The sequence below is a fragment of the Acinetobacter rudis genome, assembly GCF_000829675.1.
Lineage (GTDB): Bacteria > Pseudomonadota > Gammaproteobacteria > Pseudomonadales > Moraxellaceae > Acinetobacter > Acinetobacter rudis.
Genome location: NZ_BBRX01000020.1, coordinates 43,080 through 57,813 on the forward strand (window position 1 = coordinate 43,080; position 14,734 = coordinate 57,813).

General features: G+C 32.6%; 7 protein-coding genes. All 7 read left to right on the top strand.

The features are described from left to right. The 7 genes from Aru01_RS04690 (at window position 1) to Aru01_RS04720 (ending at window position 14,709) form a co-directional block, all read left to right on the top strand. Window positions 1-1,989 carry a capsule polysaccharide biogenesis protein gene (locus tag Aru01_RS04690; protein ID WP_016657905.1) on the top strand — a complete coding sequence of 663 codons (1,989 nt, stop codon included), beginning with the start codon at window positions 1-3 and terminating at the stop codon, window positions 1,987-1,989. A gap of 878 nt (window positions 1,990-2,867) precedes the next feature. Next, entirely contained in the window at window positions 2,868-3,995 is a 1,128-nt protein-coding gene (gene wecB / locus Aru01_RS04695; RefSeq protein WP_016657904.1) for a non-hydrolyzing UDP-N-acetylglucosamine 2-epimerase, read from the top strand. A 39-nt stretch (window positions 3,996-4,034) separates the two neighbouring features. Then, window positions 4,035-5,261, top strand: a complete 1,227-nt coding sequence (gene wecC, locus Aru01_RS04700; protein WP_016657903.1) for a UDP-N-acetyl-D-mannosamine dehydrogenase — start codon at window positions 4,035-4,037, stop codon at window positions 5,259-5,261. A gap of 6 nt (window positions 5,262-5,267) precedes the next feature. Next, on the top strand, window positions 5,268-6,272 hold the full coding sequence (locus Aru01_RS04705; RefSeq protein WP_016657902.1) for a DUF8374 domain-containing protein: 1,005 nt from the start codon (window positions 5,268-5,270) through the stop codon (window positions 6,270-6,272). Between the two features lie 27 nt (window positions 6,273-6,299). Further along, window positions 6,300-9,821: a glycosyltransferase gene (locus Aru01_RS04710; protein ID WP_016657901.1), complete on the top strand. Its 3,522-nt coding sequence runs from the start codon at window positions 6,300-6,302 to the stop codon at window positions 9,819-9,821. Window positions 9,822-9,831: 10 nt separating this feature from the next. Then, window positions 9,832-11,808, top strand: a complete 1,977-nt coding sequence (locus Aru01_RS04715) for a glycosyltransferase (RefSeq protein ID WP_016657900.1) — start codon at window positions 9,832-9,834, stop codon at window positions 11,806-11,808. Between the two features lie 21 nt (window positions 11,809-11,829). Then, a complete protein-coding gene (locus Aru01_RS04720) occupies window positions 11,830-14,709 on the top strand; it encodes a heparinase II/III domain-containing protein (protein WP_228128765.1) in 2,880 nt (959 codons plus the stop codon). Window positions 14,710-14,734: the final 25 nt, after the last annotated feature.

Here is a 14,734-nt window from a genome sequence, read left to right on the forward strand (position 1 = left end):
GTGAATTTTGTTTTTAGTAATCGTAAGATTCAAAGCATTCCTGATATCCAGCGTTTTTTAACTGAAGAGTCCTGTCTGAGTGGCCCTGTCTATGTGGGATGGGGGCGCAAAGCGAGTTTTGATCATGCTCAGTTTTTGGCTCAGAAAAATGCAGCAGTATGTTTATGTGTTGAAGATGGATTTGTCCGCTCATTGGGCCTAGGTAAACAAGGTTATCCACCCTTATCACTCGTGGTGGATCAGAGCGGTATTTACTTTGATGCAAGACAGCAGTCAGATTTAGAAAGGCTCATTGAGCGAGATGAATGTCATGAAGCCAATCGGCGAGCACAGTTGGCAATTGACCAAATCGTGCGATATCAAATCAGTAAGTATAATCAAAAATATACACCCATAGACACCAGTCGTTTTCAAGCACAGAAAAATATATTGGTGGTGGATCAGACCGTTGGTGATCAATCGATTCATTGTGCCGGTGCAAGTAATCATAGTTTTCTACACATGCTTAAACAGGCGCGCGTAGATCATCCTGATGCAAAGCTGTGGGTGAAGACTCATCCGGATGTACTGGCGGGTAAAGCAAAAGGGCATTTTAGTGCTCAAGATTTTGCACAAGTAGGCGCTCTGGTATTAAGTGATAATTATAATCCCATAGAATTATTGCAAATGATGCATGAGGTTTATGTGGTCAGCTCACAGATGGGTTTTGAGGCATTACTTTGTGGTAAAACAGTACATTGTTTTGGTTTACCTTGGTATGCGGCATGGGGGTTAACGCATGATCAGCATACACCATTAGCGATATTACAAGAGCGTCGTCAAACAAGAAGATCATTAACTCACTTATTTGCGTGTGCGTATTTTCGCTATGCACGCTATGTCTCACCTGTGACTGGTCAGCGCTGTGAATTGGAAGAACTTATTGCGATCTTGCAGCCAAACATTGCGATGCAACAGGTATTGCCCCCTTCCTTAGTTTTATCTGGGTTCAGTCGTTGGAAAAAGCGGTTTTTACGCTCTTATTTGGGCTTTCCACAGACGAAACTATCTTTTAAAAATTGGCTTAAGCCGAAGTCATCCGAGTATATTGTGGCTTGGGGCAAAAAAGCGTATCAATTTAAGCAAAGTGGTATTCAGTCGTTATGTACAGTTGAAGATGGTTTCGTTCGCTCTGTAGGGTTGGGTGCAGCATTGACAAGACCTTGTTCACTGGTATTTGATCCAGTCGGCATTTACTATGATGCAACAGCTCCCTCTTATGTAGAAAGTTTGCTGAGCCACTGCAAACTCAGTACCGCAGAGTATCAACGTGCGCGCTTATTAAGAGAGCGAATAATTGCACTCAATATTTCCAAATATAATGTCGGCGAACGAGAAAGGTTAGAAATCAACTTTACTGGCAAAGTAATCTTGGTCGTGGGTCAAGTTGAAGATGATATGTCTGTGCAACTCGGTGGAGTTGATATCAAAACCAACATAGCACTGTTAAAACAAGTTAAGGAATTAAACCCTGAAGCTTATATTATTTATAAACCTCATCCTGATGTGGAAGCAGGTTTAAGACCAGGTAAGATAGAGCAACAAATATTATTAAAATATGCCAATCAAATTGAGACACGTCGTTCGATTATCGAATGTTTTGCAGTTATCGATGAGGTTCATACACTGACCTCATTGACAGGATTTGAAGCATTAATTCGCGGTATAAAAGTGGTGTGTTATGGTATGCCATTTTATGCGGGTTGGGGACTTACTGAAGATCGTCATACAAACTCTCGTCGCACCCGTCAGTTGACTGTTGATGAACTGCTCTATGTTGTATTGGTGCAGTATGCTGTTTATAACTTGGCTTCATCTAAAATTGCATTGACCAGTATTGAGTCTGTGCTCGACTACCTAGAGCAACAGACTCAAGAAAGTAGTAAAAAAAGTTCAAATACTTGGATTAATATTCTTTCAAAATTAAACTATTTGAAATTAAAAAAATAAAATAAGGATCATATTTTATTTGTAAAGAAAATGAGTCGATAGTCTTAGTTATATTATGTATAACATAATGTTTTTAATACGCTGTCTAATTGATTTTATGGGAAATGATGCCCCTTTTTTTAAATTATCTAGAATATTATCTCATCATTTTTTATAAAAATTTAAAGCTGACTGTAGGGAAATACTTATGTTACTTCTGGGTGATTAAAGAATCTTTGTGCAGTATTCTGTGTTTTTTTCAAAAAATGCTTATTTGTAGCTGGTTTACTTTTTGTATTGAGTTTTTTCTTAGTAGATTTTTATATATTTAAAATAATTTTTACTCATAGATTTTTATGGTTTGGTTAACATGGCTTTGAAACATAGAGTCTTAGCTCGATTGAGTTGAGCTTAGATGTAAAGTAGGGTTAGCAGATCCTAAATATCATTGCTCACATTTAGCTTGTGCCGCTTAGTGTATTAATCAACTAGTGGAATATTTATGAGTCATCTATGCTTGGTAAATCTTTGGCATTCATATATATGAATTATATGTTATATATTTGTCATATCTGTAAGCTATATTTATAGTAAGTTCAGAGTGTGGATAATAGTCAATCACACAATTGGGTATCCTGTATAATGTATGCATTAATACAGTTAACTTAGCATAAAATAACGTAATTTTCATTCTATAATGCTCAATCTTGTTTAACCTATTCAAACTTATTACTTGAAAATTACGCTGTAGTGTTAATTTTATGTTCATAATTTAGTTATCTTTATTCTTATATCTGCTATATTTTATTTTAAAATTTAATGGATATTTTGTAGCGTATGTTATACAGTTGGAAAAATTTTTTTGGTTACTTTATTAAATAAATCAACTGGTAATATTTATGCTAAAAATTCTATTGGTCTTTGGAACACGGCCTGAAGCCATAAAAATGGCACCGTTGGTCCATGTGTTACAAAAACAGGACCAGATTGAGGCAAAAGTTTGTGTGACGGCACAACATCGTGAAATGTTAGATTCTGTCTTGGAACTATTTGATATTACTCCAGATTATGATTTAAATATTATGAAATCTGGGCAAAGTCTCACCATGTTAACTTCAAGAATGATGACTGGGCTTGAAGGTGTGTTGCAGCAGTTTTCTCCAGATGTGGTCTTGGTCCATGGTGATACCAGTACAACACTAAGCGCTTCACTTTCTGCATTTTATCAAAAAATCGATATTGGTCACATTGAGGCTGGTTTAAGAACCTATAATATTTATTCACCTTGGCCAGAAGAGTCCAACCGCCAATTGACCAGCGTACTGAGTCGCTGGCACTTTTCCCCGACCAATACAGCAGCAGGCTTTTTAAAGCAAGAGTGTGTACCTGAGCATAATATTTTTGTGACGGGTAATACCGTGATTGATGCTTTGCATTATATTAAAAATAAAATCGAAACTAATCCTGCCTTACAAACACAAATGCGAGAGCATTTTAGTATGTTAGATCTCGATAAAAAACGTGTATTGGTGACTGGGCACCGCCGCGAAAACTTTGGTGAGGGTTTTGAAAATATTTGTCGTGCTTTAAAACGTCTGGCACAACAGTATCCTGAGATTGAGTTTGTTTATCCTGTACATATGAATCCAAATGTACAAAAACCAGTTTATGAACATCTTGATGGTTTAAACAACATCAAATTAATCGAACCACAAGAGTACTTACCTTTTGTTTGGCTGATGCAGCAAAGTTATCTGATCTTAACGGACTCAGGTGGTATTCAAGAAGAAGCACCTTCTTTAGGCATTCCTGTACTGGTGATGCGCGATACCACAGAACGTCCTGAAGCAGTAGAGGCGGGTACGGTACGTTTGGTTGGTGCAACTGAAGACTCAATTGTTGCAAATGTGGCTGAGTTACTCGATAACGAAGTTTTGCATAGCAAGATGAGCCGTGCCCATAACCCATATGGTGACGGAACTGCATGTGAGCAAATTGCAAGCGTGTTAAAACAAGCATATTTATAAAATTGATTTAATAGTAAAAGTTATAGGATTGTTTAGATAATGGCGATTAAGAAAGTTTCTGTAAGTGGTTTGGGCTATATCGGTTTACCAACAGCAACGATGTTTGCCCATGCTGGAGCAGAAGTCATCGGTTTAGATGTCAACCAACATGCAATTGACACCATTAACCAAGGGCGTATTCATATCGTTGAGCCTGGTTTAGAAGAGATTGTGAAAAACGTGGTTGCCTCGGGCCACCTTAAAGCATCTAAAACCGCAGAAAAAGCAGATGCTTTTTTAATCGCTGTACCTACGCCATTTAAAGGTGAAGATTATACGCCTGATCTGACTTATATCGAAGCTGCTGCAAAAACTATTGCACCAGTATTAGAAAAAGGCAACGTGGTTATATTGGAGTCAACTTCACCAGTAGGTGCAACAGAGCAAATGGTTGAGTGGCTCTCTGAACTGCGTCCTGATCTAAAGTTCCCACAACAAGAGCAAGATACTAACAACGATATATTTGTAGCTTATTGCCCTGAACGTGTTTTACCGGGTCAGGTTGTACGCGAGTTAGTTGAAAATGACCGTACCATTGGTGGTCTAACACCGCGTTGTGCTGAAAAAGCAGCAGAGGTTTACCAAATTTTTGTTCAAGGTGAATTGGTCATAACCAATGCCCGTACAGCAGAGATGACAAAACTTACTGAAAATGCTTTTCGCGATGTCAACATTGCATTTGCCAATGAGCTTTCACTGATTTGTGATCGTTTAAATATCAATGTTTGGGAATTGATTGGACTTGCAAATCGTCATCCACGTGTAGATATCTTGCGTCCAGGTGCTGGTGTGGGTGGACACTGTATCGCTGTTGACCCTTGGTTTATCGTCAACAAGACACCTGATCTTGCACGTATGGTACGTACAGCGCGTGAAGTAAATGACCATAAACCAGAGTGGGTGGTAGAAAAAATCGAGCAGCAAGTTGCAGCTTTGGGTGACTTAGGACGTAAGCCTAAAGTGGCTTTATTAGGTTTGGCGTTTAAACCAAATATCGATGACTTACGTGAAAGTCCAGCAGTACAAATAGCACAAAAACTAGGTGAAAACAGCGCAATTGAGTTGCTCTTGGTTGAGCCGAATATTCATGAACTCCCAAGTAAATTAAGCTCAGGTACTTTAGTTTCTTTAGAGAATGCGATAGCCCAAGCGGATGTAGTTGCTGAGCTTGTAAAGCATAATGAATTTACCAATCTCGAAATCAATCAATTAAGTTTTGTGGGTTAAGTTAAAATGAGAAAGCCAGTTTCAACGAGACGCCAAAAAAAAAATTTAGTAAAAGTGGTAGATGAAGCTGTTGATTCCAGCTCTACAAATACTGTAGAGCTGGAATCAAATGACTCATCTAGTATTAACGGTAATGCTGTGTCTAATCAGGAGCCTTCGACAAAAGCCTCAAGTGTGCAGGAAGTTTTATTTGACGTGACTGAGTCTAAAAAAATATTTAATGAAGAAGTCTTAATACAAATACAATTAGTAAAGGATGTGGTTAAAGATCAGTTGGATAAGTATGAGAAAGCTATTAATAAGCTCGTAATGGGGGAGAATATTTTAGTAAAGAATAATATATTGACTGAGCTTCCTGAACGATTGAATAAATACGAGTTACTTATTAATAAATTATTAGATCAGAATGAACGTTTAATTGAATCTATTGATCTGATTAGTAAAAAAATGGTTAATGACGAGCATTATAACTCTTTAAATAGAATAGTAGTGGCTTTGGATGATAGTCTGAATAAATTGCTTTATATGGAAAGTAGTTCGCAGATCAAAAAAGAAAATGTATTGTTATTAAATCAACTGCATGTTGTCCAGCAAGAATTTGAGAATGTTATTTTAAAAAATAGAAATATCGGTTCTTTAGATAATAAAAAAGATGACATAAATACTGAAGTATATTTAGGTGCAGCAGATCTTATAAAGCAGCAATTACACTATCGATTAGGTGCTACAGCAATTGAGCATTCTCGTGATTTGAATGGGTTACTTAAACTACCTTATGCTTTACTTACTGAAACTATTGCTGTGAAAAAAAGAGAAAGCCAAGAGTCAGCTCCTCAAGAACTTGAATTTTATAGTGATGCTTCTGAAGCGGAACGTGTAAAAAAACACTTATCATATAAGCTGGGTGTTGTTATGGTTGATGGAACTAAATCATTGAAAAATTTTATCAAAATGCCTATTGAAGTTCATCGTGTAGTAAAAGGTTTTCAGAAAAAACAAAGTAAAGCCTAAATAAGTTGAGTTAAGAGTGAAAGTGTTATGAGTATTATAGAACAAGCTGTCAAGCATTTTAATGATGGTAGATATGAACAGGCTAAAATTTATTTTGAATTAGCTTCAAAAGAATATGGTTGTAAATATTTTGAAGCTAATATTAGCTTATGTGATATTCGTATAAAAACAGAAAAAAATAAAAATAATCATAAAAATTCTTTTAATCTAAAAAAAATATTTTTAAAGAATACTCCTGTAAATACATTTAAATCTGTTGATCCATTCTTTATTGAGAAAATTAAAATAGAAGAAAATATATCTGGAAAAATACCTTTAGATATGACTAAAAAGGATTATAAATTTCAACTAAAAAGTTGGATTGATGATGCGGAAGATATAAGTATTGGTTTGTCACTTGTACAAAGTGGTCATTTTGATGTGGTAAATAGTCTAGGTATTATTAAATTTAATTTTTTTAATAATAATGGAGAGGAAATATTAGCTCCAGGATTAACTAATTTGAGTTGGTCTGATCATTTGAATTGCTGGTATTTTTATTTAAATGGTACTAAGAACATAAAAACAACATTAGTTGAAGTTAATCTCATAAAACCACAAGGTGTAGCTTATATTGAAATAAGCTGTTCAAAATGGAAAATTGATGAGTTTAGCATCCTAAATGAAGTTATAGTCAAGCGCAAACCATCGATATTACAAGTCTTGAGGAAGAATTATGCTGGTATTTTATCTGAGTTAAATAATCCGGTGGTTAAGCATCCACTTTCAGTGAATAAAAGTAAAGTTTGCTATGTGCTTAATCAAAGCTTACCTTATCAGTCTGAGGGGTATGCAACACGTTCACATGCTTTAGCAAGTGCGATGAAAAACCAAGGGTTAGATATTGTTTGTCTAAGTCGACCAGGATATCCAGAGAGTTTCCTAAAAGATTATAAAGAGAAAAATACCTCATTAACAGATGATATTGATGGAATTCATTATCAAAGACTTAAAGAACCAAAGGGATGGAAAGGGACAGAAAATTATATTACTAAGGCTTCAAATGAGCTAGAAAGAAAATTTAAGGAATTGAGGCCCTCATGTGTTATGGCTGCTTCCGATTTTAAAAATGCACTTCCTGCACTTTTGGCTGCGAAACGGTTAGGTATTCCATTTATTTATGAAGTACGTGGATTCTGGGAAATTACACATGAATCCAAGCAGCCTACAGTTGTTCAGACTGCAAATTATCATCTAACGCAGTATCTTGAAACCGAGCTTGCATTACATGCAGATTATGTTTTTACCTTAACAGAAGCAATGCGAACACTTTTAATCTCAAGAGGACTAGAAGCAAATAAGGTTGCTCTATTACCGAACTCTTGTGATGTAAGTAAATTTAATCCATTAGAAAATCCAAAAGATTACAATTTACTTGAACAACTTAATATTCCAGAAAACACCCCAACCATTGGTTACATAGGAACATTTAATAGTTATGAAGGTTTAGATGATCTTTTACATGCTTGTGGTGCTCTATATAATGAGGGAATCAACTTTAGAATAATATTGGTTGGTGCAACACCATCAACGGATAGTGCTCAGGGGCAATATGCGTTGGAATTACTCAATATAGCTAAGCAGTATGGTTTTGATAAGTGGCTCATTATGCCAGGGCGAATACCTCATGATGCAGTGAAAAGCTATTATTCAATCATTGATGTTGCCCCTTTTACTCGCAAGCCATTACCAATAACAGAATTAGTTTCTCCATTAAAACCACTTGAAGCTATGGCAATGGGGAAAGCACTAGTTGTATCTTCAGTTGGTGCACTTGGAGAAATGGTTAAAGATGGTGAAACAGGGCTTGTTTATGAAAAGGGAAATGTAGAGGATTTAGCAAATAAGCTTTTAAGTACATTGGTTAATAGTTCATTACGTATTAGTTTAGGTGCCGCTGCACGAAATTGGGCTGTTACGGAACGTACTTGGGAAATTTGTGCTGCTAGAATTCAAGAAAAAATTAGTGAATTAGAGAAAAATATAATTCACGCCTATCCAAGTATAAATACAGAAAGATTGCTTAAGAAGAAAGCTTCTGATTATAAGGTTGCATTTATTGCCGATGAGTTTACCTATAATAGTTTTAAAGATGAATTTCAGGCAATTGTTATAGAACCAGATAATTGGGAAAAACTATTCAAGGAACAACAGCCTGATATATTTTTCTGTGAGTCTGCATGGTCTGGTGTAGATTCTGTCCGAAGACCTTGGCAGGGAAAAATTTATTCGAGTATAAATTGGAAAAAAGAAAATAGAACAATACTCTTTAAAATTTTAGATTATTGTCGTGATAATAATATACCTACCATTTTTTGGAATAAAGAGGACCCAACTCATTTTACAGATAGAGTTCATGATTTTATTGGTACAGCATCAAAGTTTGATTATGTATTCACAACAGCTGAGGAGTGTTGCGAATCATACAAATCAGACTATGGTGTAAAAAATGTTTTTTCTCTGCCTTTTGCAACAAATCCAAAATTATTTAACCCAATAAACCGCGTCAATGCAGAAAATAAGGTTGTGTTTGCAGGAAGTTGGTATGCAAATCATGAACAACGTTCCATTGTAATGGAACAAATACTAGATAATTTAATAAAAACTGGCTATGAGTTGGAAATTGTTGATCGTTATTATGGTGGAAGTGATGAACTGCACAAATGGCCTGAAAAATATAGTAAATTTTTAAAACCTGGGATGCCTCATGATAAGATGCCTGAGGTATATCGTTCTAGTACATTAGGATTAAATTTTAATACTGTAGTTAATTCAGAGACTATGTTTGCAAGACGAGTTTTTGAACTCATGTCATCTAAGTCACTTGTAATAAGTAATTATTCATTAGGTATTGATAAGATGTTTGGGGAATTGGTGGTATTTGCTGACAGAGATCCTGAGCGTTTGAAGAAGTTAAGTACTAGAGACATTGAATTACTAAGTGAAAAAGCTCTAGATAATGTATTAAGAAACCATACTTATACAAATCGATGGAAACAAATATTAACTAAGATAGGTATGCCTTGGATACCAGATACTGAAAGTGTAACAATTGTAAGCAAAGTAAGTTGTAAAAGTGACGTGGAAAGGTCAATTAGTTATTTCCAAAGTAATTATGCAAATCAAATTGAAAATAAGTTGTTATTATTAGTTGATGAAAAAGTAGGTTCACTGGAAGTAGCTAAATTTTATCAGCAGTTTAATAAAGCTGGCGTGATGGTTACATCTATGAAGTATATTGAAACATACTCCATAAGTGATAAATACAATCCAATTACAACCGACTATTTTATAATATGTAGCCCTAACAATTTACCAAAATTTGACTGGGTTAAAAAAGCTAAATTACATTCGCAGTATGTAGAGGGCTCAAGTATTACTCATCATGACTCTATACTCTATAGATATGTAGAAAACTCTAAATGTAACTATTTTTTTTCTAAGAAAGAAAACTTTATAGAGTTAGTAAAAGCTTATACAAGTAAAACTAGTTTTAGCTATTCGGTTTAGGATGTGTAAAATGATCGCTGTTTCAATAATTGTGCCTTGTTATAATGCTGTATCTAAAATTGGTAAATGTCTTGCTTCATTACGCAATATAGATTTTCCTATTTCAAACTTTGAAGTATTGTTTGTTGATGATTGCTCAACAGATCAAACATATGAGCTATTGCTGAATGAATGTTTAAAACACTCTAATTGGTCTGTAATAAAATTAGAAAAAAATAGTGGGTCACCCTCTAAACCCAGAAATGTAGGTGTTCAACTAGCCAAAGGTGAATACATATTTTATTTTGATTGTGATGATGAGATTTTATCAGATACAATCAAACTACATTATGAACATGCAGAAAATAAAAACGCGTGTATTGTACGTGGGGCATTATTGGTTGATAATGGTAAACGAAAATATAGATTAAATATTGTGCAAGACTGGTCTGAGAAATTATCCAGAAAAGAACGAATTGAAAAAATTATAGCAAAACAAAGTACTACATCTCCACAATTAATAAAAAGAAAGTTGTTATTAGATAATAATATTATATGGCCAGAAGATATCAAAATGGGTGAAGATACAATATTTTTAACAAATGTATTGGCCCACGCAAAACAGATTGAATATATTGATCATGATACATTTATATATAATAAAATGCCTACTTTCTCATTATCTACAACACAAACATATGGGAAATTAGAGTTAATGAATCATCTTTCTGTTTGGGAAAGAGTGCAGGAAAATTTATTAAAACAAGGTGTTGATTTCTACAAAATTAGATTGACTGTTGGATTGCAAGCAGCCTTATCTTCATTAATATTTAAAAATAGAGGTGATATTGATCGGGATGCTTTTCTATATTTTTCAAATTTTATTAATCAAAATATAGAAATAATCAGATCATTTAAACTTAATACTCGATTTACTGAAATAATAAATATTCTATTTAAACAAGATTATAATGAATTTAGAAAGCTCTGTAGACCAAGAGTCTTGATTGCAGGCCATGACCTTAAGTTTATTAAACCAGCTGAAGAGAAGCTGTCTCAATTTTTTGATATTAAATATGATCAATGGATAAGCCATACTGAACATGATGAAAAATCTAGTTTAGAGTTATTAGAGTGGGCAGAAATAATTTGGTGTGAATGGATGTTGGGTAATAGTTTATGGTACTCAGAAAATAAAAAAAATAATCAAAAATTGGTCATTAGAGTACATCGTCAAGAACTATTAACAAATTATGCTGAAAAAATAAATTTTTCTAAAGTCGATTTAGTTATGCCCGTATCTGTATTGTTTTTTGAAAGACTTTTAGAGCGTTTCCCCAATATTCCAAGAGATAAAGTTAGATTAATTCCAAATTATATTGATATTAATGAATATAAAAATGATTGGAATGATGATCGTATATTTAATTTGGCAATGATTGGTATCTTACCATCAAAAAAAGGGTTTAAATCTAGCTTAGAAATTTTAAAAAAATTAAGAGATGTTGATCCTAGATTTAAATTGTCAATTTATAGTAAACGTCCGAGTGACCTACCATGGTTAATGAGGAATAAAGAAGAAATGGCTTATTTTGATTCCTGTGATGAATATATTGTAAATAATAAATTGTTAGATGCAGTTGAATTTAAAGGTCATAGTAATCTAAAGGTTGCATTAACTGAACATAAAATTGGATATATTTTATCACTGAGTGAATCCAATAATTATGATTTTCCAGGGTTTGAGAGTTTTCATTTAGCTGTAGCTGATGGATTTGCAGGAGGTGGTATAAGCTTAATCAATAGATGGCCTGGCTGCGAATATATATTTCCCAATTACATGATTAAAGATTCATTAGATGAGATTGTTGATTCTATTGTATCTTTGATGAATGATAAAAATAAATTTATAGAAATTTCAAAAAAGGGTCGGGAATATATTAATTTAAATTATTCTGTTGATAGTTTTGTTTCTAAGATTTTTTTAGAATTATCATCAATTGTATAAGTGGAAAATAAATTGAATAATGTGAATGAGTTAAATACAAATTTTTTTAATTATGATTCTTGGAATTCTGAAGTTATATATGTGAATTTTAAGGATATTATAAATTCTAATTCTAGATTTGATGATGGTTTATATGTATGTGATTTAGGTAATATTAATCTTCATATTCTCATGAAGGGATTTAATAGATTAAATTTACTAGATTCTGAACAAGATTGTTTAGTTGTTTTTAGTGGTGCTTTAAGTAATAGAGGTCGACCTCCTTTTTTTTCAGGTATTTCATTAGCTGAAGAGTTAAATATCCCGTTAATAACTATTTCAGACCCATCACTTTATTTCTCAGATGATATAATGTTGTCATGGTATGCGGGAAATAAAAAAGAGCCTGATTTACCGATTAAAATATCTAAAATATTAGACTCTATATTTTTAAACAATAAATTGAAACCAATATTAATTGGTGGTTCAGGTGGTGGTTTTGCAGCGTTAATTCAGACTTCATTGATTAAAACTTCTTTAAAAACAATAATTTGGAATCCACAAACAAATATTAAGAAATATCATTCAAAACATGTGTTGAAATATTTATTTGATTGTTTTGATTCTGATTATTCTTATAATAATTTTTCAGAATTTGAATTTATTAATAAAACTATCGAACTCAATGAATTAATTTTTGAAGTTGATATTAATAAATTTAATAGTAGATCAAAAGTATTATATCTGCAAAATATTTTCGATGATTTTCACATTGAAAACCATATGTTACCCCTCCTGAAGAGTGGAGAGTGGGTGCAGAATAATAATTCTCTAACTAGTAATAATGGGGTTTATATTGAATTTGGCTCATGGGGAGATGGCCATTCTCCAGTTAAAAAGGATATATTAATAAAAATTATTCTTAGTCTAATTAATGGGGGTAATATTGAAGAGCCACGACTAACCTTGATTAATGATTTTAGTTGCTTGAGAAAATTTACAATTAATCAAGGAGTTTCTCCTATTGCATTATCATATGAGTTTTTTAAAATTAATAGTAAGAAATTTATTAAGATTGTTCCTGATAGTTTAATTAATTTATCACAAATACAATTTGCTATTTATTTTATAAAAAATAATGAGCGTATAAAGGTTTTATGGTATCAGAAGATTCCATTTTTTGATATGTCTGACATTGATTTTGATACTGTGCATTTGTTTGCACTCGACTTTTTGGGTAATAAAGTTCAACGAGTTATTTCACTAGATAATATTATTATACAAGAGACTGAAATTAATTCAGAAGACTTTTATAATTCAAAGTTATCTGTTGGTGCTAATATCATAGAAAATAATGTATGGTTTGCTCCTAAATTTGGCTGCGTAACTCTTGGCCCGAGATTTGGTGTGGATTGGGAAATTAATCCATTTAATAATAGAAGCTGGGTTTGGTTATTACAACAATGGTATTTTGTAAAGGATATATTAAGTTATTATTTCGAATGTAATAATAAAGAGATTCTTATTTTTATTAAGTCTATTGTTGAAAGTTGGTGGTATACACATAAAAACACCCCTTATACAAATAATATGGTATGGCATGATCATGGTTCGGCTTTAAGATTAAGACGTATTATTGAAATTAAAAAAATATTATTTGAAAATAATTTTTTATTAGAAAAAGATATTATTTTTTTTGATATGCTAATAGAAAAGCATATTGATTTTTTGGCAGAAGATAAGTTTTATTCTAAAGGAACTAATCATGGTTTAGATCAAACAATTACTTTGATAATAGCAATATGTGAGAATAATGATAAAACTTATTTCGATAGATTAATTGAGGTTTGTAGATCTAGGTTAAAATACGAAGTTTCAAAAATGTTTGATTCGGATGGTGGTCACTTTGAAAATAGTACTCATTATCAAGGGCTTGGTATTAATCAGCTCAATATGATAAATAATCTTTTATTTAAAAATAAAGATATTCTATTATCTGAGTTAATAGTTGATCATGATTTAATAAATAATTCTTTATATGCTTTTTCATTTATGATATCTCCTTTGGGTGAATATATACCTTTTGGTGATACTGAATGTATTCAACCAAAAAACATTTTACCAAAAAGTGCCAAACCTAATGGTCTTAAATATTTAAAATTTTCTACTAGCTTAGGAGTCGAGGGTGAGCCTCCTCTTGAAAAATCATTAGTTCTACCAAAGTCTGGGTGGGCATTTTATCGTGACAAGTGGGATGGCATTGATGATTTTCATATTTCAATGAAATGTGGTTTTAATAGTAATTATCATCGTCAAGATGATGATACCTCATTTGTCTTGTATTATATGGGAGAAGAATGGTTCTTGGATTCAGGTTTGTATAATTATCAGGAAGATGATTTATTTAGAAGATATGTAAGGTCACATTATGCTCATAATATGAGTTTTCCGGTTGATGTTGTTCCTATCCGTGATATTAATAAATATGGAGAATTTAAAAGACCTGAGTTAACAAAACTTAATAGTAAAATATTTTCTGTTTCTATGAGTACAACTATTTTTAAAGATTATATTTCTACTCGAAATATAACCATAAATGAGGGAAATTCTTTTACGGTTAGTGATTATGTGGTATCTGATATTTATAGAAGTAGTCAGTTGTTTAAAACTATTTTTATAATTTCTGCTGATAAGAAAATAGTTATATTTAAAGATTATGTTGATATTATAGGGGTTAATGCACATCTTAGAATGTTTGTTAATGTAAAGCATAAAACTAAAATTTTTTATGATGCTGTTGTTAATGAGTGTAATATTTCAAAGGTTTTTAATAAAAAGCTTAAAGCATTTAGCTTGGAGTTAACATTTGAATCTGAAGAGTTGAGTGTTGATTATGATTTTGTTTGGATAGACAAAGATTAGATACTAGTAATAAATGGATAAGAGA